This is a genomic window from Psychrobacter sp. NG254, from assembly GCF_015277735.1.
GTDB lineage: Bacteria > Pseudomonadota > Gammaproteobacteria > Pseudomonadales > Moraxellaceae > Psychrobacter.
Window position 1 is genome coordinate 98,918 of record NZ_JADHDA010000001.1, and the last position, 24,345, is coordinate 123,262.

Genomic DNA, 24,345 nt, shown 5'->3' on the forward strand with positions numbered 1-24,345 from the left:
ACGCATTGAATCACAGTTTTATGATGGCGGCTATGATGACTTCTAAAAATTCTTGTCAGTTCAAATATCAAAAAACATTTTTTAATCGTCACAAGCGAGCAGATGCATCGACTGACCGAGCCGTGATGTCAAAGCCGGTTATCCTAGTGGCAGTAATTGCTGGACTGCTGCTAAGCGGCTGTCAAACCACACCGTCTAATGATTTGACTAGCAGCACGCCTTATCAGACATCGACTCGGCCCAGTGATGATCGCAACTTGGATCAGCAAGAGATTGCTCGTGTGCGTACGTCACTTGCGGCTCAATATATCCGCAAAAATGAGCTTGATACGGCGCAGCGTCAGCTCGAAAAAGCCTTTGCTGCCGATAGCCGTTACGCGCCAGCCTATGATATGATGGGTGTTTTGCTGCAACAAGAAGGCAGCCGCATCAATCTTGCAAAAGCCGATGAGTACTTTAAAAAAGCCATCGCGCTCGATAAAGAGTTTGTGCAAGTACACAATAATTATGGTGTTTATTTATCACAAACAAAACGCTATCGTGAGGCGGCAGAGCAGTTCGAGATTGCAGGGGCGTCGCTAGGCTATGAAGGCCGCATCGGTGCGTTAGAGAATCTAGGGCGTACTTATCTTCAGTTAAAGGATAATAGCGCCGCTGCCAAAGCATTTTTGCGGGCACTCGATGGCAATCGCAGTAGCATTATCGCCCATATCGAATTGGTCGATTTGTTGCTAGAGCAGCAGCGTGTGCCGCAAGCCCAACGTCTATATGATGAGACGTTGATGCTGGTGCAAGGGCAGGGTATAAGCCCGCGTTTACTGTTACAAGGTATCAAGCTTGCTGCAGCACAAAACAACATAACAACACGCCAGCAATTGGCACACAACCTTTTATCCGCTTATCCACTCAGTGATGAAGCGAAACAACTTAAGACTTGGCTGAATAATCCAGAGGCACCATGGAAATGACCACCCCATCATCGAATACTCAATCTAACGCTCAGGGATCATTTGGTGCCGTGTTGCAGCAAGCCCGTAAACATAAGAAAGTGAGCTTAGAGGAGGTAGCAGCCGAGCTGTTTATCCTCAAGCGTCATTTAGAAGCCTTAGAGACCGAAAACTTTACTGAGTTGCCGCAAGCTGCCTTTGCTCGCGGTTTTGCGATTAACTATGCCAAATACTTGGGTCTTGATTCTGCAAAAATCGCTAGCAGTTTTGATACCGCTTACCCCAAAGAGCTCAAGGCTAAATCGATTAATAACACCAATACGCCACTGCGTCCGATGGGTACCTTGCAGCGTGACACGCACAATCGCATTCGTTTCAACCCGCTACTGATTTTAGGGGTTGTCGGGCTTATCATCTTGGCCGTATTTTTATTCCGTATGGTAAGTAATGCCAGTCAAGAGAACAACGCGGAGCCAGTGTCTACGGTTGAAGACATATCCGCTATCGAGCAAGCCCAAGGGGCGGCCATCGATAACGATACCAGTGGCGTTGGTGCCTCTGGCTCTGCATTGAACCTAGGAGATGCTGGTACTGCGTTTTTGAATATGAAGCTGACAGCTGATGCAGTGGTTAGTATCACTGATGCGTCTGGTAACAGCTTGATAAGTGGTACTCAGACCGCCGGTGATTATGATTTATCAGGGACGCCGCCGTTCAATGTGCAAATTGACAATATCGACAATGTCAGTTTGATGCTCAATCAGCAAGCAGTCGCTCTAGAGACTTATGCTACAGATAAGCAAGCAACTTTTGAGTTAACCCCATAATGTTAGCCTGACGTGAGTTGCCAGCCTTAATGGCAATTTTCAGTCGCTAACCTATGTGGTTTTTAGTATAGCGACGCTATTTATACACTGTTGATACGCTGATTTTCGTGCATTACCCTGTGTTTTTTTATTTCTGTTTGAAGGATTCATGTATGTCAATGCCATCGCCTATTAATCGTCGTTTGACCAAAAAAATCTATGTCGGTGATGTCGCGGTTGGTGGTGATGCGCCAATCAGCGTCCAAAGTATGACTAACACAGATACTTGCGACGTGGCAGCGACGGTAGCTCAGATTGAGCGCTGCGTTGAAGCTGGTGCTGATCTGATGCGGGTTTCTACACCGACGATGGATACGGTCAAAGCCTTCGGTGAGATTCGAAAGCTAGTCAGCGTACCTTTAATCGCCGACGTGCATTTCGATCATAAGATTGCATTGGCCGTTGCCGAAGCGGGTGCCGACTGTCTGCGCATCAACCCTGGTAATATCGGTAGCGATGCCAAAGTACGTGAAGTCGTCGCCTGTGCCAAGTACCATAACATTCCTATTCGTATTGGCGTCAACGCAGGCTCTCTAGAAAAAGACATTCAGCGTAAGTATACCGAGCCGACCGGCGAGGCAATGCTTGAATCAGCGATGCGTCACATTGACATTTTAGAACGTCTCAATTTTGATCAGTACAAAGTATCTGTTAAAGCCAGTAATGTATTTTTGACATTGGATGCGTATCGTTTGATCTCTGCGCAAATTGACAACCCATTACATTTGGGTGTGACCGAAGCGGGTGTATACCGCACTGGTGCGGTCAAATCTGCGATTGCCCTTGGTGGTCTTTTGCTCGATGGTATTGGCGATACCATTCGTATCTCACTGGCAGCAGAGCCTGAAGAAGAGATTAAGATTGGTTTTGATATTTTAAAATCGCTGAATATTCGCTCTAATGGCGTAAACTTCATTGCTTGCCCAAGCTGCTCACGTCAAGAGTTTGACGTCATCAGAGTTATGACAGCTTTAGAGTCACGTTTAGAAGACATTCGTGAACCGATGAATCTGTCTGTGATTGGTTGCAAGGTAAATGGCCCAGGAGAGGCAAAAGAGGCCGATATCGGTATCGTTGGCGCGGCTCCGCGTTCATTGGTATACCGTATGGGCCAAAAAAGCCACCTAATCGATACCGATAATTTGGTCGACGAAATAGAAAGCATGGTACGTGCCCACGCAGAAGACTTGGCTAAAAAGCGAGAGAATGAGATCATTCGCGTTAGATAAGCCAGACGCTCACTCATATATAGACAATAAAGATAAAAATATTTGTTAAATTTTAAGGACATAACCGTACCATGATCAAAGCTATTAAAGGGTTCAATGATATTTTGCCTAACCAATCAGCAAAATGGCTGCATCTAGAAGCAATATTGGCTGATGTGCTGGGCAGATACGGTTATGAGCATATTCGTTTGCCTATCGTTGAACAGACGGATTTGTTTGCACGAGCGATTGGCGGTGCCACTGACATCGTCGAAAAAGAGATGTATAGCTTTACTGACAAATCAGATCCACCAACGCCATTGGCATTACGTCCTGAAGGGACGGCAGGGGCAGTACGTGCGGTCATCGAGCATAATTTGCTACGTGGCGATACGCCAAAACTCTGGTACATCGGTCCCATGTTTCGTTACGAGCGTCCACAAAAAGGCCGTTATCGTCAGTTTCATCAGTTGGGTGTGGAGAGCTTTGGTAGTGCGCTACCAGACGCTGATGCTGAGCTGATTGCGATGACGCATCTAATGTGGCAAGAGCTAGGCTTGAGCGATGAGATGCATCTGCAACTAAATAGCTTGGGTGAGCTGGATGAGCGCCATGCCTATCGCGAAGCCTTAGTTGAGTATTTGACAGATAAAAAAGACCAGCTAGATGAAGACAGTCAACGTCGCCTGACCACCAATCCGCTACGTATCTTAGACAGTAAAGAAGCAAGCACTCAGGCCCTATTGGCTGACGCGCCAAAACTGGCTGAATTTTTGGGCGAAGAGAGTGTGGCGCATTTTGAGCAGGTGCAGTCTTATCTAACAGCACTTGGTATTACTTTTGAGATCAATCCGCATTTGGTACGTGGTCTAGACTATTATAATAAAACGGTTTTTGAGTGGGTGACTGATAAACTTGGTAGCCAAGCGACCGTTTGTGCTGGTGGTCGCTATGACGGCTTGATCGGACAATTGAAGTCTATCGGCAAAAATGACGATCAGTCAGACAAAAAGCCTGTAAAATCTGAGCCTGCTGTTGGATTTGCGATGGGTCTTGAGCGTTTATTACTATTGATGGAAGTGGTGGCACCGATTGCTGATGTATCTGCTTGTGATGTGTTTGTTGTTGCTCATCCAGAAGTGTACAGTGCAGGCGTGGGTTACGCGCAAAACTTACGCTACAGTCGCCCAGATGTGCGAGTAAAAATGGCGAGCGCCACCAGCTTAAAAGCACAAATGAAAAAAGCGGATAAATCCGGTGCTGCATTGACCATCATCATCGCTCAGCAAGAGATTGATGATAATACGATCAGCATTAAAGACATGCAAACAGGTGAGCAAAAAACGGTTGCACAAGATTGGCTGTCTAATAAAGACAACTTTTTAGGTCAGTAATCGGTTTAGGCTTTCGCATCCGCACCTCAATGTAAATTTATCAGGTAAACACATATGGCTTTGACCCCTAATTCGCCGAATGCAGACAACTCCATGCAAGCGTTAAAACAGTATGGCAGTTATATTATTACTGCTATTTTGGTGGCACTGGCCGCCTATTTTGGTTGGACTTATTGGCAAAACAATCATGCAAGAGTAGATACGGTTGCCGCCGATCAGTATGCAGACATTCAGCGATTGAATGAAGAGGTCAATTTGGCTTCACAAAACCCAGATTTAGAAGCAGAAGCACAGGCGTCTTTAAAGCAAAGCCGTGGCCAGTTGGACAAAGATATCGACGCTTTGGTCAGCACGCATGGTGAGTCAATCTATGCTTGGCAAGCACTGATGATAAAAGCACGTCAGCAAGTAGACAGTGATGATTTTACAGCCGCTGCTGAGACATTTAAGCAAGCATTGGCCATCGATTTGGGTGATGCAGGATTGGAGGCGATTACTCGTCTACGTTATGCCAAAACGCTTTTAGCTGCGGGCGATGCCGATGCAGCATTAGCAGAAGCCAACAATGATATGCCAAGCTCATTTGAAGCCAGTCAACAAGAGCTATTAGGTGATATTTACTTAGTACAAGAAAATAAAGACTCAGCCATCAAATCTTATAACAATGCGTGGAAGCTACTAAGCAGCCGTCAAGAAACGCGTGCAGTACTGGCATTGAAGATGGAAAGTTTGGGTCTGTCTCCTGAACCCATTGCTGAGCAAACCGCCCTTATTCAAGAGTCCGCTGCTATTGAACAGCCACTAGTGGTAGACAGCTCAGAAAGCACTACTAACGAAGGCGCTCAGTAAGTCAGTAGAATAGTATTGAGCATTGGTAATCATTTAACGTTTTTTGCCTATGACCCAATGATGACTGATTTGCTATCGGCCCATTCACCAATTAATAATAATTTATTTGTAGTGAGAACATATAATGACTCAATCTATTCGCTCTAACAACATGCTCAATATGAAAACCATTAAAACCACTGCTATGCATGTTGCGGTACTGGCTGTCATGAGTACGGCAGTCATTGGATGTACCCGTGGTATCAAGCCAGTGGTTAACGATCCGGTCAAATTGGTACAAATCGCTCAGCCAATCAGCGTGTTACAGCCAGTTTTTAGCACCGATGTTGGCAATAAAAAAGCCAGTAAAAAAGACCCATTGAACTTGCAAGTGGGTTATGCCAATGGTCAAATCGTGACAGCATCGCGTGGCGGCGAGCTAACAGGGTTTAATGCCACAGGCGAGCGTGTATGGTCTATCAATGTTGACGAGCAAATCACTGGCGGTGTCGCTGTGGATGCACTCAGTCAAACGGCGGTGGTCAGTACTCGCAGTGGTAAAATACTGGCATTTGATAGTGCCACTGGTGCAAAACGCTGGCAGCACCAGTTATCAGGTTCTGTATTAACACCTGCACTGATCGCCAATAACCGTGTGGTACTGTCTGCAAATGATGGTTTCTTACATGGTCTATCACTGCAAACAGGGCAGTCGGTATGGCAGTTTGCGACCCAACTCCCTGCCATCAGTGTGCGCGGTAGTGCTGCACCTACTTTACTAGACAACCAAACGGCGTTATTGGCAACGGCTGATGGCCGATTGCATGCGATTACCATTGATAATGGGCTGCCGCAGTGGTCAAGACGTGTCGGTATTGGTACTGGTAGCAGTGAAGTTGAGCGCATGAGCGATGTGGATGGTATGCCTATCGTTGACAAGAACCAGCTATTTGCAATCAGTTACAGCGGCCAGTTGCTAGGAATTGATTTGGCATCGCGTCAAGTGATGTTCGTTAATGAATTGGCAAGCCTAAATGCCTTGGCAGTGAATCCAAAGCAAGTGATTGCTACGAGCTTAGAGGGTAAAGTCATTGCTTATGATCGTACTAGCGGCGAGACCTTATGGGAAAGTGATGCACTGGCTTATCGTGATCTCACCAACCCTGTTATGATTGGCAACTACATTGCCGTTGGCGATCTAGATGGTGTGATACACTTATTTGACCCTGCTACTGGTAACATCGTTAGCCGTGTCGAGACAAAAGGGGCGTTGACCAGCTTGCAAGTACAGGGTAGCCGTTTGATGACTCAGAGCACATCAGGGCAAGTCGCTATCTGGCAACTGACGCGCTAATAAACGAGCAAGACCTTAAATAAATATAACACCTTAAATAAATACAATCAAAAATATGACCACTGATGGGTCATTTTGATAAAATTATTAAGTGCTTATACTCCTTATTGCTTTTTGTGACACAAACGCTGCTTAGTCAGCGTTTAGTGCCTTGTGTAAACTGCTTGTTTAACGACAGGCTTTCGCGTACTCTATGCGACCGATACGCCATAGGCGTTATCCATATATATACTAAATTCAGCCGGTTTTTTAATTTTACAATAGCTGGCTATTGTTTCATCATTTTTTAATTTTCGGCCAAATATAGTGCATTCATACTATTGTTGAACAACTGGTATAAGAATTGCTGTATTGTCCGTCATTATGCCTTTCACTGAGAGTAACCCATGAGTATCAAGCCTGTCGTCGCCTTAATTGGTCGTCCAAACGTCGGTAAATCTACCCTATTTAATCAGTTCACAAAAAGTCGGCAGGCATTGGTTGCTGATCTTTCAGGATTGACTCGTGACCGTCAATACGGTGATGCTACCTATGAAGATAAATCTTTTATTGTGGTAGATACTGGTGGTATTGGTGAAGCCGATGATGGCCAGGGTAATATTGATGACTATATGTCTGAGCAATCACATACCGCCATTCATGAAGCAGATATCATTGTATTTGTGGTTGACGCTCGTGCTGGTATGATCGGTGCAGATGCTGAGATTGGCAAATTCTTGCATACCTTAGGTAAGCCTGTTTATGTGGTTGCCAACAAAGTCGATGGCGTCCATGACTCTGCACCTGCAGAATTCTATGCATTAGGATTGGGCGAACCGTATCCTATGGCTGCCAGCCATGGTCGCGGTGTGGGTAATCTGCTTGAAGTGTTGACCGCTGACATGCCTGAGCAGCTGAACGTGGTAGAGCCAGCAGGCTTGAAACTTGCCATTATCGGTCGTCCAAACGTGGGTAAATCGACGCTCGTCAACCGTCTGTTAGGTGAAGATCGAGTCGTAGTATTCGATATGCCTGGTACGACACGTGACAGTATTTATATTCCTTATAAACGTGAAGGCAAAGACTACGTGTTGATTGATACCGCTGGTGTACGTCGCCGCGGTAAGATTGACGAAAAAGTAGAAAAGTTCTCCGTTATCAAAACCTTGCAGGCGATTGAAGACTCTAATGTGACCGTTATTGTTATCGATGCTCATGAAGGAATTGTCGATCAAGATTTGCACATGATTGGTTATGCCCTAGATGCCGGCCGTGCTCTAGTCGTTGCCATTAATAAATGGGATGGTCTCACTCAAGATCAAAGAGACTATATTAAGATTGAAATGGATCGCCGTTTTAACTTTATCCCTTATGTAAAAATACATCTAATCTCTGCACTACACGGCACAGGCGTGGGTAATTTATACCCCTCTATCTTGCGTGCTTATAAGTCTTCAATGTTTGAAGTATCGACCAATCGTCTGACTCAGATATTGCAAGATGCTGTCACAGCGAATCCACCGCCAACAGTGGCTGGTCGCCGTATCAAACTGCGTTACGCCCATATTGGTGGTCACAACCCACCAGTGATCGTGATTCATGGTAACCAAACCAGCTCGCTTCCTAAGAGCTATCAGCGTTATCTAGAAAACCAATTCCGCCAAGTGTTTAAGCTTGAAGGCACACCGCTTAACGTGATTCTCAAGCAGAATGACAATCCATATGCCAACAAGAGCGATACACCAACCAAAGCGAAGGCACAGCAACTGCGTCAGCGTGAACGTAACCGTACGCAAAAATTCACGACCAAAGACAAAAAGCCTCGTTAATTGTACAATTGACTGATGGATAATCTGTTTTACCGTGCTATTGAGTACGGTAAAACATACCCAAAATAGGGTTAAGTAACTCTGCAATTCTTATGCTGTCACTGAAATCAAAAATCAGTCGCAAAACGCCTAAATGTTTTTCTTATCACGCCTTCAAAATACCTGTACTATAAGTGAAAATTACCTCAAACCAGTAGAGTGATATGAACAGCCGTTCGTCTCAAACCATGCCCGTGCTTATTTGGCGCTCTGTCGTACAAGCTTTAGTTGTGGCTGTGTTGGCAGGTATCTTATTGTCTTTTGTTTATGGCTTGGTACATCACTATCAAGATAAGCATCGACATATCCAGCAATTAGCGGCGCTACTGACAACCAGTGCCTCGACTGTCGATGGTGCAAATGTGGTGGCTGAACAAGTAAATATTTTGTTAGAGAATGAGCCAACGATTCAAAGTATCGTTTTTTATTCAACCACTCAGCCTATCAATGAGGTCAGTCCCTTACTCGATGACTGGAAAAATGCATTGTTTGCTGACACTGTCAGCTTTAACTACCCAGTGGTCAGTAAGTATATCGGCAACGCAGATTCTAAACGTTCAGGCTCTCATCAACGACTAGAGACGGCTTTATTAGAACACAAGAGTGAGAGCGCCGAAAAGACTGCATCAATCACTGACGCCACTGAAAACAGTACATTGATTGGTTATATCAACATTACGATGGATGTAAATATCTTACGGATGCATTGGTTTCGTAGCATCCTATGGTTATGGCTGATAACCGTTACTTTGACAGTGCTCTTTGCGCTATATATCTTCAGAAAACTTAACTGGCCTATCAGAGACATCGAAGCATTGGTCGCTGTCTGTAATACGGTGACAAAAAATCCAGAATTGGAACAATTACCCGTTATTCCGCAGCGTTTTAACTTTCAAGAAATGGTACAAATAAAACAAGCGTTGGTAGTGCTATTCAATCGACTACAAGACACCAAACAAGGCTATGAAGCCCTTGCTGCCTTTGAGCAGCAATTGCACAATAAGGATGTGTCGCTTGATGTACAGCTGCACAACTTTCAAAGCATGATATCTCATGAATTAAAAACGTCATTAAATGCAATTGTAGGTGGTTTGCAGTTGCTAGATGATGACACCTTAAGCAACGAGCAAAAAGACGCGGTTGAAATCATCAGCAATGGCAGTGACAAACTGGTGCTATCACTGGATCAGATTATCCAACTGAACCAAATCCAAAAAGGTCAAATAAGACTGCATACAAACGAGTTCAACCCGCTACAACTGATTGCAGATCTTTTGGCGATATTTGAACCCATTGCTAATCAAAAAGGACTGCGTTTGGTCAGTAATATCCATCATATAGACTACAGTCTGTATGGCGATTCAGGAAAAATCGAACAAGTCTTGTCTCTATTACTCAGTAATGCCATTAAGTTTACGCCAGCGGGGGAGGTCACGATTACCTCGCAACTGACCCATTTTAGTAAGAGCAATCGTTGGCAGATCAGTGTCAAAGATACGGGCATTGGTATTGATAGTGAGCATATAGATGACATCTTCAATCCGTTCTTTCAGGTAGATTCATCACAAACTCGGCAGTATGAAGGGTCGGGTGTTGGGCTGCCTATCGTCAAGCAAATGACCCAGCTTATGGGCGCTAGTATTGAGGTCGAGAGTATGTTGGGCGTAGGCACTCAGTTTACGTTGACCATCGCCATGCCCAACCAACAGCAGTCGAGGCAGCAGCGTCTACTGGCAGGTTTGAACATTATTTGTTTTTATCATCAAGAAATAGGATCGCTGGCAAGCGAGTTAGAATCTTTGGGGGCTACTGTTATCTGTCATCAGAAACCTCAACGGGTCATCGATGAGATGAGTAATAGCAAAATTGAGATGGTGATGTTCGCTGAGGATGTTTTTCCAGATAAAGCGGAATTATTAGCCAAGCGTATTCGTGAATATGAACGTACCGAAAGTGATAAACGTGCCTTATTGATATATTGGTATCCGCAGCATCGAGTGCGTTATATGGACAGCTTTGAATACGGCTTAAAAGCGGCTGGTATTGATTACTGCCATAGCGCTGCTTATAAAGGCAAAGCCTTAGGTGATTTACTCAAGCGCTGGCTGGTATGGACATAATATCTAGTCCAAAAAATCTCATTAAATGAGGCGTTCTTGTATCGTCTGTACGCGTTAGATATCTTTATAGGGACTCTTATCTTAGCCGCTTTTTAATGCTTGATTATCAATAAAAAAGACGCCTCAAATGAGGCGTCTTTTTGGCTTTATGACAAGCATCATGAACAGATAAACGACCTTTTAGAACAGGTTTTTTGCCCAGCGTACGACGCGTTGCCAAGTACGGCTCATAAAGCCAGACTCTTCAACGTCGCTAGTTGCCACGATAGGAACAGAGGCAACTGCTTTACCGTCGATAACGGCCATCATTTTGCCAATTTCTTGGCCTTTTTTGATGGGTGCTTCTAAGCTTTCAGGAATATCAACCACAGTGGTGATTTTATTCTTTTGCGTTTTGCTGGTTAGAATCTGTAAATTGTCACCAATAGCCAGCTCAACCTCATCCGCTTCCCCGAACCATACTGGGATTTTGCTAACGAATTGTCCAGCAGGTGCTTTGGTAACGGTAGTGAAGTGGCCAAAGCCCCAGTTCAATAATTCACGTGATTGATCAGCGCGTGCTTGCTGACTCTTGGTACCCATGATCACAGAAATTAGGCGCATACCTTCGCGATTACTAGAGGCGACCAAACAATAACCTGCCGCATCGGTATGGCCAGTTTTTAGGCCATCGACGGTTGGATCAGTAATGAGCAGGGCGTTACGGTTGCCTTGAGTAATACCGTTATAGGTAAACTCTTTTTCTGAATAGATACTGTAGTAGTCGCCGCTATTTTTGATAATAGAGCGTGCCAGTTTGGCCAAATCCAAAGCAGAAGCCAAATGACCTTCATCAGGCATACCAGTCGCATTGACAAAATGAGAGTTCTCCATGCCAATCTTTTCTGCTTGTTCATTCATCAAGATAGCAAATGAGGCTTCGCTACCAGCGATATGCTCAGCCATCGCTTTTGACGCGTCATTACCTGATTGAATGATAATACCGCGTAACATGTCAATCACGCTGGCAGTTTTATTGACTGGCACATACATACAAGACTGGCTGCTACTGCCACGGCACCAAGCGTTGGCACTCATCAGTACTTGCTCATCTTCTTTGAGATCACCTGATGCTAGGCGCTGCTCAATGATATAACTGGTCATCATTTTGGTTAGAGACGCTGGCGGTAGCGACTCGTTGGCGTTTTTCTGTGCCAAAATCTCACCAGTATTATAGTCCATCAATACATAGGCGGTATTATCCATCTCAGGTGGCTGTATGGCTGCGTTTGCCATCACTGCACTCATCGAGATACTTACACCAACTACCAGCTGTACTAGCTGATTTTTTACACGCTTTACTGTCATATATCATTACACCGCATCATGGAGCCAAATGTATCTATCGCTCATACTCAGTACCAATTTTCATGCATTATTTCAATCAGCATGTCTCAAACACCACCTATCAGGTGATATCGAAATGAAAATAAGAAGGGCGGTACGATAGACATAAAATTAACGCCTTATCTTAGCAAAATGCCAACCGATGGGGAATCGATAAATGCAAAAATAAGGCAGGATAAAAAAGAAAAGTGACGATCTATCAAGTGTTTGCTCTCATCTAAATATATGGGCTCTGATAAGAACGAATACTATACACACAAAAAAGCCTGCTGTAATGTTCGTCAATGACCAACAGAATTACAGCAAGCTTTTCTCTTACATCTATCAAAATAACGAGCGCCTCTCATTATTATGATTGACACTTATTCAACCGCTCTAGCCAATACGATTGTTTGTTTATTATCATTGATTTGGATAACCTGTATCCGGCTAAAGATTCCGACAAATGCGCTTATGGATCATACTCTTGCGACTACAGTCATGGCGTTGACCAAACAATCAACCAAGAAAATAGAGCACAAGTTAGAGATAGTAGTAAAAAATAGAGCTAAAAAATTTTAAGGAGCGAAACCAAAAATTTAGAGGTCACTCAGAACTTATTACTATTCAGAAAAGGTTATTAGTAATCAGCGTTCGCCAAGTCTTCACACAGTGCCTTATTGTCTTGCTTTGAAAAGCCCATGGTCCAGCTACGAATACCTTGTAGTATCTGGCGGTAGTCTTGCTGTGTAGACAGGTATTGAATAGCCGCTTTAGGGTCTTCCAAAGAAGGCATTAACTCATGCAATTGTACCGTGTACGACTTATAAAACCGCTGTTTTTGCTTACCATTAAGCATCGGTGGGCATATCTCTGATAGTACCTGCATGACGGCAATTTCATGTTTGGTAATATTGATACCAGACATATCCAGCGGAATAGTGGTCGCAGGATTATTTGCAGCATGAGATGCTTGAGCCAACATGGCAACAGACGTTATCAGTCCTGCAATCCCAATTTTTGAGGCAGTATTTGCTATCACAGAAGCTATAGATAATATCGATTGATTCTTCATTCAGGATGACACTCGCTTATCATTATTTGATGGTCATATGTTAATGGGTAAAAAAACAAAAGTCACATAAAATATTGATTTATGTGTAGATATCTTGTGAGCCAAGGGTATTTTTTAGAAACATATCAGTAGCATATACCAAGGAAGTTACGCCAATATAAGCACATCGGTTTGTATTGTGCTTCGCGGTTGCTTATTGTAATCTGATGCCCTAGCATCAGCACCATAACAACAAAATGTTCATCTGATATAACATATTGAGCCAACATGAAATTCTTAATTAGCAATGACGATGGTGTGTATGCACCAGGGTTGATGGCATTGTCGCAGGCGCTATCTGCCATCGGAGAGGTTGTGGTCGTGGCCCCAAATGATGAGCAAAGTGGCTATGCCAGTGCGTTAAGTGTCGCCAGGCCCTTGCACACCCATCGATTGCCTTCTGGTTTTATAGCGGTGAATGGCTCGCCAGCAGATTGTGTGCATTTGGCGCTGCATGAGCTGTACCGTGACACGCACTTTGATTGTGTGATTACTGGTATCAACTCAGGGGCTAATTTGGGTCAGGATGTGATGTTTTCGGGTACTTTTGGTGCGGCATTGACCGCACAGCTCTTTGGCATACCTGCCATTGCCACCTCGTTAGTTGGTGGCGGTGTCAAAAGCGGTGGGCAGGAGTCAGCGAGTGATTATCAAATAGCGGCAAATGAGATCATTAAACTATTGAGCAATACGCCAATATTGAATATTCTCAAAAATTTGCCCTATCATGTATTAAACGTTAATATTCCTGATGTAAACAGTAGCAGTGATATTAAGGGTCAAAAAATCACCTCATTGGGGCATAAGCAGATCGCACAGCCTGTCCGTCATATGATTGACCCTCGCGGACGCGATGCGTACTGGCTGTCTCTGCGTAAAGGCAAAAGTGACGCTCCACTATACAAGCTAGCTAACGAGTCTGGAGCACATGAAGTGTCTGTAGCAAATAAAGGAATGCTCGAACATGAATGTTTGTCATCAGCGCAAGAGATGACGGATGATCAGGCAGTGGCTTTGGGCTATATCAGTCTCTCCCCAGTGCGACTGCATCATACCCCAGCCGGCGCACTGGCCAAGCTCTCAGAGCTAGAGTGGTAGGCTCAGCATGAGACAATCAACAAAAATATGAACGATGCCAATGAAAAATACGGTTTTTACTGTATGATTTATCAATCAGCTCGACCAGACTGTAAAGCATCATGAGGATATCGCGCATTGAATATGTCAAAAAGCTTTTAAATGAGCATTGATTGAATGGAAGAAACATCTTAGTAATACCACAATAGATAAGCGACACAAAGAATAGGAACCTTGTATGAAAAACATCATGACTGGATCACGTTTTGCAAAAGCGGCGTTGATCGGCACTATGGCAGTGGCGACGTTGACAGTGGTTGGCTGTGCAACCAAACCAACTTATCAATCGGCCAACCAAGCAGGTCCTAAAATCATCACCAACGCGCAAGGCGTTCCTAACTACCACCGTGTTCAGCGCGGCGATACGGTCAGTCAGATTGCGGCACGTTATCGTCTTAACTATCGCCAAATCGGTGCGATGAATGGCCTAGACAGCAAGTATACGATCTATAGTGGTCAATGGCTCAAACTGTGGCAGGGCAACGCTGCACCAGCCTCGAATAACAACAGCTACAGTGCACCAGCACAGTCGCAAACGACTTATACACCGCCTGTGACACAGACGCCACCGCCAGTATATGAAGTGACGGCCAATGCCACCTCAGGTTATGAGTATCCTAGTAGCAACCAAGTGACTCGTAACTTCGATGCCGCTGCTGGCAATATGGGCATATGGTTTGCTGGGAACATGGGTGACCCAGTACTGGCCAGCCAATCAGGAACGGTGCTTTATTCAGGCAATGGCCTCACAGAATACGGCAATTTAATCATGATTCGCCACAGTGATAACTACATCACGGCTTACGCGCATAACAGTCAGCTACTGGTCAAAGAGGGCGACGCGGTACAGCGTGGCCAGCGTATTGCCAATATGGGCAGCAGCGGCCAGACCAATCAAGTAGGCCTAGAGTTTCAAGTTCGCTTAAATGGCAATCCGATTGACCCACGTGCCGTACTTGGGCGTTAATGTTGAGGTAGGGTCGCTGATGGCTTGGCGACCTTGAGCCATTTTATTTACTCATGTTTGAGACTTTTTATGAAATTTAAAAAACAATACCTCACCTTTATGCCAGCATTAGTCATGGTTGGGTGTACAAGCCAGCAGGCGATGCAGACTAAGCCTGTCCGTCAAGGCAGCGTCGAGATTACTCAGACCCAAACCATTCAGGTCAAACCAACGCCAGCGCCGGTTGTAAAGCCGCAACCAGCACCCAAGCCAAGCTATAACAGTTTTTCTGATTGGAAGTCCGACTTTTCTATGCGTGCGATCTCATCAGGTTATGATGCTCAAATCATTCGCCGATTGCTTGATTCAGCCTATCTGAATCAGCAGGTTATCTCGCTAGATTCAGGGCAGCCTGAGTTTTCTAAGATGCCATGGGAATATGTTGATTCTGCTGTATCGAGTGGGAGAGTGAGCACAGGTAAGCGTAAGTTTGCAGAGCAGCGTGCATTTTTGTCTCAGCTAGAATCGCAATATGGCGTCGATGCAGAAACCATTGCAGCTATTTGGGGCATGGAGTCATCATATGGTGCGGTAACGGGCAATAGTGATCTGCCAAGTTCGCTTGCCAGTCTCGCCTATGATGGTCGTCGGCAAGAATTCGCTGAAGCTCAGTTATTGGCACTTGCAACCCTGCTACAACGCGGTGATGTCTCATGGTCACAGCTTGAGGGCTCTTGGGCAGGCGGTATGGGAGAGACACAGTTTATCCCTGAGACATGGCTCAAACAAGGCGTTGATGGTGATGGTAATGGACATCGTAACCCTTGGGCAACAGGTGATGCACTCGCCTCTACAGCCAACTACCTGAGTAACTCAGGGTGGGTTCGTGGTCTTGCGCCTTTTTATGAGGCAACCGTACCTGCCTCGTTTGACTATTCGACAGTCGGTAGTAAGCAGCCAGCGGCTAGATGGGCCGCGATGGGCGTTGATACCATAGACGATGTGTACCTAGATGCTAATACGCAAATGGAGCTATGGCTGCCAGCTGGTAAAGACGGTCCGGTACTACTGCTCAGTCCAAACTTTGATGTCATCAAGGTTTATAACAATTCATCGAGCTATGCATTAGGGGTGAGTCTGCTGGGCAAGACCATTGATGGACAAAGTGGCCTCAGAAAGTCATGGCCTCGTTATGAGCGTCCATTATCGACCACCCAAGTCGCCACTTTGCAACGTCGTTTGACCAGTATGGGTTATGATACCAAAGGCGCTGATGGCATCGTCGGTACCAATACTCGCATGGCATTTCAACGCTGGCAGGGAGACAATAATCAGACGCCAGATGGCTTTATCACTCAAAGCAGTGCCTCTTCATTGGCCTCATGGTGAGAGAAGCTGTTGCTGTTAATACGTGATGTAAGCGCCGCTATTTTTGACCGCTGATGTTTCATGATTACGTTACTTTGTTCTACAAAAAGCACCTTGCCAAGGTGCTTTTTTTGCCTCAGTCTATGGGTGGTTTTGCTGTTATCTATCGAGACGATGAGTAGGGAGCACTCAAGCTGAATCTACTGCACTTTTGTTAAAACTTATCAGGACAAGGTTCGTACAAGAAAATTACGACTGTGAGTGCTAGACTCTAGGGCGTGTCCTCAATTCAATCGATAGTTATCTAAATGGGTTAAAAATGGCTAAATCTTGCCAAACGGCGTCGAATAGCTGACTAATATCTCGATATTATCTGCGCTATTTTTCTTGTTTGACTGCAATTTATCTCATTTTTATCATCATTTTTAAAATGAGGACACGCCCTAGAAAATGGATTTTTTAAACCACGTTTTTTAACAGCAGTTTTTAGATGATAGTTTTCGAATAACAGTTTTCAAATAATAAATAAATAGAATGACCCAAAGAGTGTGCGATATGATTACCATGGAAGAACTGCAAGCGGCGATAAAGCAGCGTATAAATAACTATAACGATACCGACTTTCCACTACAAAACAGAGCGCTACTCACTTGTGATTTATTAGGCAGTCGCAACCATATCTTGGCGCAAAACATCACCTCGACATTTGATGTGCCCAGGCAGAATCTATCTGCGATGGATGGCTATGCGATTGCTAAAGGTAGCGAGCTATCAATAGACAGCGCTATCGACATTATTGGAGAGTCTCAAGCTGGCTGCGCTTATACAGGTGAACTGGTAGCAGGGCAAGGTGTCCGTATTTTTACCGGTGCGGTAGTGCCAGACGGTTGTAATACGGTTATCATGCAAGAAAACACCAATTTTTCAGATATCAAGGCCACTGTAGACAAGTCGCGGCCTTATGCTATAACGCTATCGCAAGCGGCTCAGGTTGATAAACATATCCGTAAACAGGGCGAAGAAATTGAGTCTGGCGAAGCCGTTCTAAAGATAGGCAAGCGTATTAACCCTGCCGATATTAGCTTACTGGCAAATCTAGGTATTAGCCAAATCCATATATTTGAGCCGCTGACGGTAGGCGTTCTAGCAACTGGCGATGAGCTTGTGGCGATTGGCAATGAGCTGACCAGCTTAGCGCAAATATATAACTCCAATACCCCAACGCTCAAAAGCCTCTTATCAGACTTACCTATTGTTATTCGTGATTATGGCATTGTTCCTGATAACTTAGAGCAGACGACTGCTGCTGTCCATGATGCCATGCAAGACTGCGATGTCATTATCTCCACAGCGGGCGTATCTGTTGGTGATTATGACTTTTTGACCACTGTGATTGAGCAGTTAGGTCAAATCAATCACTATAAAGTAGCGATGAAGCCAGGCAAGCCTTTTGTGTTTGGTGAATTGAACAAAAATCTCGATAAGCCAGTGCTGTACTTTGGTCTACCGGGTAATCCATTATCCACAGTCGTTGGCGCGCTACAGTTTGTGATACCAGCATTGTGGCAGATGTCAGGCGCGGACCCGTTAGAGCAGCCTATGCAGCTGAGTATCCAAGCCACGCTCACCAATGACATCAGAAAGTCAGCAGGTCGTAAAGACTTCCAGCGTGGTGTGTTGTCACAGAATGAAGTAGGTAGTTATGAAGTCGAGAGCTTCACCAGTCAGCAATCTCATAGAATAAAGCAGCTTAGCCGTGCCAATTGTTTTATCGTATTGGATAAGGACAGCGGCAATGTCTCTGCAAATAGTACGGTTACGGTACAGCCTTTTTCTTGGTTATATAATTAATTCTCCATGTGTTAACTTACTATAAGGTGAGTATCAAACAACCGATAATGACTTCTAAAATGGTATGTTAAACGCAAATAATAAAGTAATGCTTATAGATAGTAAGCAATACTGACGGTAGTAAAATATGAGTGATAATAACGGCAACATAGGCAGTGCTCAACAGTACTCGCCACTGGAAAACTATGAACCCCTGACGGATGGATTTTCACGTCGTCTGACTTATTTGCGTCTATCTATCACTGATTTTTGTAATTTTAGCTGTGAATACTGTTTACCAAATGGCTATCAAGGTAAACGCCCTGATGACGAATTGAGTGTGCCTGAGATTGCCACATTGATACGCGGCTTTGCCCAAGTAGGGACTAAAAAAGTCAGGATTACTGGTGGTGAGCCTTCTATCCGCCGCGATGTTGTTGAGATTATAAAAACGATTAAACAAACTGATGGCATCGAGACAGTGGCGATGACTAGTAATGGTTATAAGCTCGGCAAGCATTTAGCCAGTTGGCAAGCCGCAGGATTGGATCAGCTTAATATCAGTATGGATAGCTTTGATGCCGCGACCTTTCATAAGATGACGGGCTTTAATAGTTTGCCGCAGCTGCTCATCGATATGGATACGCTATTAGAAACGACAGATATTAAACTCAAAATAAACGGTGTTTTGATGGCAGAGACGGCCTTTGAAAACCTCATGGATGCCATCGATTATGTAAAAGACAGAAAAGTCACGTATCGTTTTATCGAGTTTATGCAAACCAGTGACAATAGCGATCTGTTTTTTGCCCAGCATGCGCAGTCTGATATCATCACTGACTATCTATTGGATCACGGCTGGCAACCACATGAGCGTGGGAGTAGCGATGGCCCAGCGGTAGAGTACAGTCATCCTGAACATGTAGGCCGTATCGGTATGATCGCGCCTTATGCCGCGCATTTCTGTGATACCTGTAACCGCTTGCGAGTCAGCAGTCAGGGTAAAGTGCATTTATGTCTGTTCGATCAAGGCAATTATGATATTCGTCCGCATCTGCAGCAAAACAATGTGCAAGGACTGGTAAATACTTTACATGACTTTATGCCGATCAAGCCTGAGCACCATCATCTGCACGACTCTAACAGTGGCATCATGCACAATCTATCAATCATTGGTGGTTAAGGTGTTAACCATTAAGCATGACACACGACATTGAAGAGCTAAAGTGCCAACGACATTTTTAAACATACTATAAAATTATATGTATAAAGGACTTTTTATGAGTAAACCTGCTGCACAATTTATCCCACTTAATATTGCTATCTTGACCGTCTCGGACAGTCGTACGCTAGCACAAGACACCTCAGGGCAGTATTTAGCCGATAGTATAGAAGCAGCAGGTCACCATCTGGCAGACCGTCAACTTATCACTGACGATATCTATCATATTAGAGCCGTGATTAGTGGCTGGATTGCGGATCCGAAAGTCCATGCCGTGATAACAACAGGCGGCACAGGGTTTTTTATTAGAGACAGTATGCCAGAAGCAGTAAATGTACTGTTCGATAAATCTATTGATGGCTTTGGTGAAATGTTCCGTCTCATCTCAAAAGGTGAAATCGGCATGTCTACCGTGCAGTCGCGGGCAGTGGCTGGCATGGCAAATGGCACGGGTATATTCTGCTTACCTGGCTCATCAGGTGCGTGCCGTACTGGTTGGGAAAACATCTTAAAAGACCAGTTTGACAACCGTACGCGTCCGTGCAATTTTGTGCCGCATTTTTTGGCACAGAACCCAAGTCACGACTGATATTATCAATGATGACTACCTCAAATCATGTAGATGGCTTGGCAGGCATCGTTATTTTAGCGGGTGGTGCCTCTAAACGTATGGGTACGCCTAAAGCGGAGCTCATTCTGCCGACAGGGGAGCGCCTGCTCGACTATCATGTCCGTCATGCACTTGAGCTAACTGTGGCTGGTCCCAATCTGCCTATTATGATTGCAGACAATGGGCGCGGTTTTGTCATTGATGCAGATTTAATGCAGAACCGACCGCATTCGGCTGTTTCTCATATCCCTGATTATACTTCTAACGAGAGTGATGAGTCGATTGATACGGCTGGTGCATTGGCCGCTATTGAGTCTGCCATGCAAACATTGATTAAGGCAAATGGTTCAGCGACCATAGATAAGAACAAGTCATCATGGCTAATGGTCATTAGCTGCGATAGTTTGATACCAGCGACTGACTTGTGGCACGAATTGCAACGGGCGAGTGTTCAAGCCGCTGATAAAAATGTCATTTGCTTAACAGATGACAGTCACTTATACCCACTATTAGGACTTTATCAATTGGGCATTGAGCCTGACTTAAAAGCCTATATTGATAGTGGACAGCGCCGAGTGATGCAGTTTATCAAGCCTATGGCGCAATCTGTACCCTTTGCAAAGAGCTGGCAGCACTTGACCAATTTTAATACGCCTGAAGATTTTGCACAGGCATGTACGGCTTTAAATAATTTATAAAAAGTCTATCGAGAGAAATCATAAATGAATATCAGTAGCCAAGAAAACAACCAGTCGACCTTGTCTCATTTAGACAGTGACGGTGATATCACTATGGTTGATGTCAGTGGCAAGACCGCCACGACACGCGAGGCTCACGCTGTCGGGCAAGTGCGTTTTCCAAGCGAGATTTATACCCAAATTAAAGCCGCTGATGGCATGACCAAAAAGGGCAGTATCACCCAGACGGCCCATATCGCAGGTATCATGGCGGCCAAGCGTACGTATGACCTCATTCCACTTTGTCATCCATTACCATTAGATAAAATCGGCTTGAGCTTTAAGTATGACGATGCCAGCCATAGTATTAATGTGAGCGCGACTGTCAAAGTCACCCACAAAACAGGGGTTGAGATGGAAGCGCTAACCGCAGTCAGTGTGGCTTGTTTGACCATTTATGACATGACCAAAGCACTGTCACATGATATTGTTATTGATGGTGTTCATTTGGTCAAAAAGACAGGTGGTAAATCCGATTATCAGCATAAATAGCATCATCAGATTTTGTTTGAACACTTAGCCACATAATAAATATGAAGCTCGACAGCTTGCAATAAATGGAAGGTTTTATGAGTACTACTGATGTTATGGATAATGTTGACGTAGAAAAAAACAGTGAATCCTTGATGACTATTAATATTCTGTACTTCGCCAGTCTAGCTGATGAAGCGGGCTGTCATGAGGAAAGGGTGAGCATTGACTCATCAATGTCGCTTATTGATTTATATACACAGTTGAGTCAAACACATCGCTTCAGTCGTCCACAATCAGAGCTGCGAGTGGCGGTGAATGATTATTTCGCTAAGTGGACAGACCCTATTTCTGATGGCGACAGTGTAGTGTTTATCATGCCAGTCGCTGGTGGCTAAATAAATGGATAGATAGGTGTATAGGCGTTCATAACTATTTAACAGACAGTAGAATAAACAGAGAAAATACATGACAGATAATGTTCATAGCCATTCGATGACGATCAAGCGTAGTGTTGATGAGGTATATGCAGTCGCTGAGCGTGATGGTTTTGCTTTATTAGATGTAGCGATTGATGAAGACCGACTCAAAAAGATGCTTGATGACGACAGCTGCGGTGCATTTGTATGCTTTGAAGGGAGAGTTCGCAATCATAATAATGCCACTAGCGTTGATCGTTTGACCTATTATGGTTATGAGGATTTGGCGATCAATCAGGGACGCGCGATCATAGAAGAAGCCAAAAAACGTTTTGAGATTACGCACGCCATTGCGATACATCGTATTGGTGCTCTAGAAGTGGGCGATGTTGCCATCTGGGTGGGCGTGGTTTCTGCGCATCGTTACCCCGCTTTTGATGCCTGCCGCTGGATACTAGACACGGTAAAGGCAGATATTCCGGTATGGAAACAAGAGTATTACGAGGATGATTCATCTAAGTGGCTGAGCAATAATGGGTAAGTTAGCGTTATTAGCATCTACTGGTTTGCTAGTACTATTGAGCGCTTGTACGCAGGATAGCAGCATTAATACAGGGTCTGCTGCCAACTCATCTGAGTATACGCTACGTATCGCTGCTGCTGCCAATTTATCTGATGTACTGCCTAGTATTATTGACAGTTATCAAGCCAATAATAGTGTCTCTACTCAAGATATCGATGTCACATATGCCTCATCTGGTAAGCTGTATGCTCAAATCCAAGCTGGCGCGCCTTACGATGTATTTTTATCAGCCAACCAAGAATTTCCTGCCAAGCTTGCAAAAGAGAAAGAGGGTAGTCATTCAAACGAGATAACATACCCTCCGTTTACGTATGCACAAGGTCAGTTGGCGCTATATAGTGTGACTAAATCATTGAGTGAGCTCAATATAGAATCACTGGCTGATATCTTTACGAATGGTGCAACCGCTAAAATCACCATCGCCAATCCTGAGCTTGCTCCTTATGGCGCGTCTGCAAAAGCCTATCTGCAGTCACAAAAGATATACGATAAATTAAATGCCGAAAAGCGCTTGATACAGTCAGAAAATATCGGTCAAGCCTTTCAATATGCGCATACTGGTAGCGTGGATTATGGATTTGTGGCGCAGTCTCAGCTCATCGCGATAAAGGCTAAGTCTGAGCAGTTTATTACCTTGCCACCAGAGTCTTATCCAGCTATCTTACAAGATGGTATCGTTTTGAATGATAACCCCTCAGCGCTAGCTTTTACTGACTATCTACGCTCAACAGCAGGGCAACAGCATTTCTTACAAGCAGGCTATCTGTCCATTGAGTAATTCGCTAGATTGCCTCTTATACCCATAGAACGAGCCGTGACATTATATGATAGACCCATCGCTCATGTCAGATATGCTCAGCCCACTTTGGGTCAGTATTAAGCTTGCTAGTGTCACTACCTTATGCTTATTATTATTTGCTACGCCTATAGCCTATTGGCTGGCTAAGCCAAGTCGTAGACGATCCATCGGACGGCTCAAAATCGTACTTATGGGCATCATTGCTATGCCCTTAGTATTACCACCTACCGTGATAGGTTTTTATCTCTTATTGCTGCTTAGCCCTAGTATGGGTATCGGTCGTTGGCTAAGCGAGCATAATATTAGCCCGCTGATTTTTACTTTTGAAGGTCTGGTGGTGGGCTCTATCATTTACTCACTGCCTTTTTATATACAGCCTGTATATGCTCAGTTTTTGCGTATTCCGCAAAGCGTCGTAGAAGTGTCTCAGCTATTAGAACCCAGTCGTATCAGACGTTTTATGAGCGTGGCCTTGCCACAAGCGCGGGTAGGTATCATCCTTGGTGCTTTGGTGAGCTTTGCCCATACGATTGGTGAGTTCGGTGTCGTGCTGATGATAGGGGGGAGCATCTCTGGTGAGACTAAGGTGGTATCGATTGCGATATATGAGCAAGTAGAAGCGCTCAACTACGAAGCCGCACACATGATGTCTGGGATCTTGGTTATTATAGGGGTGATCATGGTAGCGTTGATTGCCAGTGTGAGCCGACTGAACCAGCGTCCATAGTATGCGTTGAAATCTCTTTTCGAAGTGTCTCTTTGAGGTGTATTGTAAAGTCTATATATAAAGATGATGTATGCAGATAACTACTAGACAAAATATATAGGCACAAAAAAACCTCAAGTAAAATAATACTTGAGGTTGAAACTTTTGTATTAAAACTAAGTTTTAAATATGGCGCAGCGGACGGGACTCGAACCCGCGACCCCCGGCGTGACAGGCCGGTATTCTAACCAACTGAACTACCGCTGCTAGTCGCTTTAGCATTTTACCTTTATATATAAAAGGCCCACTTGGCTAAAAGAGTGGTGGGTGATGACGGATTCGAACCGCCGACATTCTGCGTGTAAGGCAGACGCTCTACCAACTGAGCTAATCACCCTGAAATAAATTATATATAATTTATTTTTTACTGTCTCTAAAGCTGTCACCCTTTAGTTAAGTATTTTATTCAGTAAG

At 44.5% G+C, this 24,345-nt stretch carries 22 protein-coding genes and 2 tRNA genes; 20 read left to right on the top strand and 4 right to left on the bottom strand.

All coding sequences use genetic code 11. The features are described 5' to 3' along the window. The first annotated feature begins 32 nt into the window (after positions 1 to 32). The 8 genes from pilW to IP510_RS00440 all read left to right on the top strand — a co-directional run bounded on the left by pilW (position 33) and on the right by IP510_RS00440 (position 10,564). Positions 33 to 968 carry a type IV pilus biogenesis/stability protein PilW gene (pilW, locus tag IP510_RS00405; protein WP_227669398.1) on the top strand — a complete coding sequence of 312 codons (936 nt, stop codon included), beginning with the start codon at positions 33 to 35 and terminating at the stop codon, positions 966 to 968. Beyond that, positions 959 to 1,774 (top strand): helix-turn-helix domain-containing protein, encoded by an 816-nt coding sequence (locus tag IP510_RS00410; protein ID WP_227669399.1) that lies wholly within the window; start codon positions 959 to 961, stop codon positions 1,772 to 1,774. The genes pilW and IP510_RS00410 overlap by 10 nt, the downstream gene beginning before the upstream one ends. A gap of 152 nt (positions 1,775 to 1,926) precedes the next feature. Beyond that, entirely contained in the window at positions 1,927 to 3,042 is a 1,116-nt protein-coding gene (gene ispG, locus IP510_RS00415; RefSeq protein WP_194362838.1) for a flavodoxin-dependent (E)-4-hydroxy-3-methylbut-2-enyl-diphosphate synthase, read from the top strand. A 71-nt stretch (positions 3,043 to 3,113) separates the two neighbouring features. Then, a complete protein-coding gene (gene hisS, locus IP510_RS00420) occupies positions 3,114 to 4,415 on the top strand; it encodes a histidine--tRNA ligase (protein ID WP_194362839.1) in 1,302 nt (433 codons plus the stop codon). Positions 4,416 to 4,469: 54 nt separating this feature from the next. Further along, positions 4,470 to 5,264 carry a YfgM family protein gene (locus IP510_RS00425; RefSeq protein ID WP_194362840.1) on the top strand — a complete coding sequence of 265 codons (795 nt, stop codon included), beginning with the start codon at positions 4,470 to 4,472 and terminating at the stop codon, positions 5,262 to 5,264. A gap of 124 nt (positions 5,265 to 5,388) precedes the next feature. Further along, a complete protein-coding gene (gene bamB / locus IP510_RS00430; RefSeq protein WP_194362841.1) occupies positions 5,389 to 6,597 on the top strand; it encodes an outer membrane protein assembly factor BamB in 1,209 nt (402 codons plus the stop codon). A gap of 386 nt (positions 6,598 to 6,983) precedes the next feature. Continuing rightward, complete coding sequence (gene der, locus IP510_RS00435) at positions 6,984 to 8,405, top strand: ribosome biogenesis GTPase Der (RefSeq protein ID WP_194362842.1); 1,422 nt, start codon at positions 6,984 to 6,986, stop codon at positions 8,403 to 8,405. A 203-nt stretch (positions 8,406 to 8,608) separates the two neighbouring features. Next, positions 8,609 to 10,564 (top strand): sensor histidine kinase, encoded by a 1,956-nt coding sequence (locus IP510_RS00440; protein ID WP_194362843.1) that lies wholly within the window; start codon positions 8,609 to 8,611, stop codon positions 10,562 to 10,564. 180 nt (positions 10,565 to 10,744) lie between these two features. On the opposite strand, the gene IP510_RS00445 is transcribed toward IP510_RS00440, so the two are convergent. Next, entirely contained in the window at positions 10,745 to 11,911 is a 1,167-nt protein-coding gene (locus IP510_RS00445; RefSeq protein ID WP_194362844.1) for a D-alanyl-D-alanine carboxypeptidase family protein, read from the bottom strand. 658 nt (positions 11,912 to 12,569) lie between these two features. Beyond that, positions 12,570 to 13,004: an MCR_0457 family protein gene (locus tag IP510_RS00450; protein ID WP_194362845.1), complete on the bottom strand. Its 435-nt coding sequence runs from the start codon at positions 13,002 to 13,004 to the stop codon at positions 12,570 to 12,572. Between the two features lie 267 nt (positions 13,005 to 13,271). Here IP510_RS00450 and surE point away from each other — a divergent pair, with 267 nt between their 5' ends. The 12 genes from surE to modB all read left to right on the top strand — a co-directional run bounded on the left by surE (position 13,272) and on the right by modB (position 23,892). Beyond that, positions 13,272 to 14,141: a 5'/3'-nucleotidase SurE gene (gene surE / locus IP510_RS00455; RefSeq protein ID WP_194362846.1), complete on the top strand. Its 870-nt coding sequence runs from the start codon at positions 13,272 to 13,274 to the stop codon at positions 14,139 to 14,141. Between the two features lie 217 nt (positions 14,142 to 14,358). Further along, on the top strand, positions 14,359 to 15,147 hold the full coding sequence (locus IP510_RS00460) for a M23 family metallopeptidase (protein WP_194362847.1): 789 nt from the start codon (positions 14,359 to 14,361) through the stop codon (positions 15,145 to 15,147). A 69-nt stretch (positions 15,148 to 15,216) separates the two neighbouring features. Continuing rightward, positions 15,217 to 16,515 (top strand): lytic murein transglycosylase, encoded by a 1,299-nt coding sequence (locus IP510_RS00465; protein ID WP_194362848.1) that lies wholly within the window; start codon positions 15,217 to 15,219, stop codon positions 16,513 to 16,515. A 534-nt stretch (positions 16,516 to 17,049) separates the two neighbouring features. Further along, positions 17,050 to 18,345: a gephyrin-like molybdotransferase Glp gene (glp, locus tag IP510_RS00470; protein ID WP_194362849.1), complete on the top strand. Its 1,296-nt coding sequence runs from the start codon at positions 17,050 to 17,052 to the stop codon at positions 18,343 to 18,345. A gap of 127 nt (positions 18,346 to 18,472) precedes the next feature. Continuing rightward, the gene (moaA, locus tag IP510_RS00475; protein ID WP_194362850.1) at positions 18,473 to 19,507 is read left to right on the top strand and encodes a GTP 3',8-cyclase MoaA; all 1,035 of its coding nucleotides are present in this window, start codon (positions 18,473 to 18,475) and stop codon (positions 19,505 to 19,507) included. A 97-nt stretch (positions 19,508 to 19,604) separates the two neighbouring features. Further along, positions 19,605 to 20,135, top strand: coding sequence for a molybdenum cofactor biosynthesis protein B (gene moaB / locus IP510_RS00480; protein WP_194362851.1), 531 nt, complete (start codon positions 19,605 to 19,607; stop codon positions 20,133 to 20,135). Positions 20,136 to 20,143: 8 nt separating this feature from the next. After that, positions 20,144 to 20,854, top strand: a complete 711-nt coding sequence (locus tag IP510_RS00485; RefSeq protein WP_194362852.1) for a molybdenum cofactor guanylyltransferase — start codon at positions 20,144 to 20,146, stop codon at positions 20,852 to 20,854. Between the two features lie 24 nt (positions 20,855 to 20,878). Then, a complete protein-coding gene (moaC, locus tag IP510_RS00490) occupies positions 20,879 to 21,385 on the top strand; it encodes a cyclic pyranopterin monophosphate synthase MoaC (protein ID WP_194362853.1) in 507 nt (168 codons plus the stop codon). Positions 21,386 to 21,462: 77 nt separating this feature from the next. Then, positions 21,463 to 21,762: a MoaD/ThiS family protein gene (locus IP510_RS00495; protein WP_227669400.1), complete on the top strand. Its 300-nt coding sequence runs from the start codon at positions 21,463 to 21,465 to the stop codon at positions 21,760 to 21,762. 70 nt (positions 21,763 to 21,832) lie between these two features. Next, complete coding sequence (locus IP510_RS00500; protein WP_194362854.1) at positions 21,833 to 22,324, top strand: molybdenum cofactor biosynthesis protein MoaE; 492 nt, start codon at positions 21,833 to 21,835, stop codon at positions 22,322 to 22,324. After that, a complete protein-coding gene (gene modA, locus IP510_RS00505; protein WP_194362855.1) occupies positions 22,317 to 23,144 on the top strand; it encodes a molybdate ABC transporter substrate-binding protein in 828 nt (275 codons plus the stop codon). The genes IP510_RS00500 and modA overlap by 8 nt, the downstream gene beginning before the upstream one ends. A 46-nt stretch (positions 23,145 to 23,190) precedes the next feature. Further along, on the top strand, positions 23,191 to 23,892 hold the full coding sequence (modB, locus tag IP510_RS00510) for a molybdate ABC transporter permease subunit (protein ID WP_194362856.1): 702 nt from the start codon (positions 23,191 to 23,193) through the stop codon (positions 23,890 to 23,892). Positions 23,893 to 24,061: 169 nt separating this feature from the next. On the opposite strand, the gene IP510_RS00515 is transcribed toward modB, so the two are convergent. Together IP510_RS00515 and IP510_RS00520 are read right to left on the bottom strand one after the other, a co-directional pair. Continuing rightward, positions 24,062 to 24,138, bottom strand: a tRNA-Asp gene (locus IP510_RS00515). Positions 24,139 to 24,192: 54 nt separating this feature from the next. Beyond that, positions 24,193 to 24,268 (bottom strand) — tRNA-Val (locus IP510_RS00520). Positions 24,269 to 24,345: the final 77 nt, after the last annotated feature.

Excerpts from the sequence above, each read along its gene's own strand:
- pilW (WP_227669398.1), top strand. The coding sequence starts at position 33 with ATGATGACTTCTAAAAATTCTTGTCAGTTCAAATATCAAAAAACATTT.
- IP510_RS00410 (WP_227669399.1), top strand. The coding sequence starts at position 959 with ATGGAAATGACCACCCCATCATCGAATACTCAATCTAACGCTCAGGGA.
- ispG (WP_194362838.1), top strand. The coding sequence starts at position 1,927 with ATGTCAATGCCATCGCCTATTAATCGTCGTTTGACCAAAAAAATCTAT.
- hisS (WP_194362839.1), top strand. The coding sequence starts at position 3,114 with ATGATCAAAGCTATTAAAGGGTTCAATGATATTTTGCCTAACCAATCA.
- IP510_RS00425 (WP_194362840.1), top strand. The coding sequence starts at position 4,470 with ATGGCTTTGACCCCTAATTCGCCGAATGCAGACAACTCCATGCAAGCG.
- bamB (WP_194362841.1), top strand. The coding sequence starts at position 5,389 with ATGACTCAATCTATTCGCTCTAACAACATGCTCAATATGAAAACCATT.
- der (WP_194362842.1), top strand. The coding sequence starts at position 6,984 with ATGAGTATCAAGCCTGTCGTCGCCTTAATTGGTCGTCCAAACGTCGGT.
- IP510_RS00440 (WP_194362843.1), top strand. The coding sequence starts at position 8,609 with ATGAACAGCCGTTCGTCTCAAACCATGCCCGTGCTTATTTGGCGCTCT.
- IP510_RS00445 (WP_194362844.1), bottom strand. The coding sequence starts at position 11,911 with ATGACAGTAAAGCGTGTAAAAAATCAGCTAGTACAGCTGGTAGTTGGT.
- IP510_RS00450 (WP_194362845.1), bottom strand. The coding sequence starts at position 13,004 with ATGAAGAATCAATCGATATTATCTATAGCTTCTGTGATAGCAAATACT.
- surE (WP_194362846.1), top strand. The coding sequence starts at position 13,272 with ATGAAATTCTTAATTAGCAATGACGATGGTGTGTATGCACCAGGGTTG.
- IP510_RS00460 (WP_194362847.1), top strand. The coding sequence starts at position 14,359 with ATGAAAAACATCATGACTGGATCACGTTTTGCAAAAGCGGCGTTGATC.
- IP510_RS00465 (WP_194362848.1), top strand. The coding sequence starts at position 15,217 with ATGAAATTTAAAAAACAATACCTCACCTTTATGCCAGCATTAGTCATG.
- glp (WP_194362849.1), top strand. The coding sequence starts at position 17,050 with ATGATTACCATGGAAGAACTGCAAGCGGCGATAAAGCAGCGTATAAAT.
- moaA (WP_194362850.1), top strand. The coding sequence starts at position 18,473 with ATGAGTGATAATAACGGCAACATAGGCAGTGCTCAACAGTACTCGCCA.
- moaB (WP_194362851.1), top strand. The coding sequence starts at position 19,605 with ATGAGTAAACCTGCTGCACAATTTATCCCACTTAATATTGCTATCTTG.
- IP510_RS00485 (WP_194362852.1), top strand. The coding sequence starts at position 20,144 with ATGATGACTACCTCAAATCATGTAGATGGCTTGGCAGGCATCGTTATT.
- moaC (WP_194362853.1), top strand. The coding sequence starts at position 20,879 with ATGAATATCAGTAGCCAAGAAAACAACCAGTCGACCTTGTCTCATTTA.
- IP510_RS00495 (WP_227669400.1), top strand. The coding sequence starts at position 21,463 with ATGAGTACTACTGATGTTATGGATAATGTTGACGTAGAAAAAAACAGT.
- IP510_RS00500 (WP_194362854.1), top strand. The coding sequence starts at position 21,833 with ATGACAGATAATGTTCATAGCCATTCGATGACGATCAAGCGTAGTGTT.
- modA (WP_194362855.1), top strand. The coding sequence starts at position 22,317 with ATGGGTAAGTTAGCGTTATTAGCATCTACTGGTTTGCTAGTACTATTG.
- modB (WP_194362856.1), top strand. The coding sequence starts at position 23,191 with ATGATAGACCCATCGCTCATGTCAGATATGCTCAGCCCACTTTGGGTC.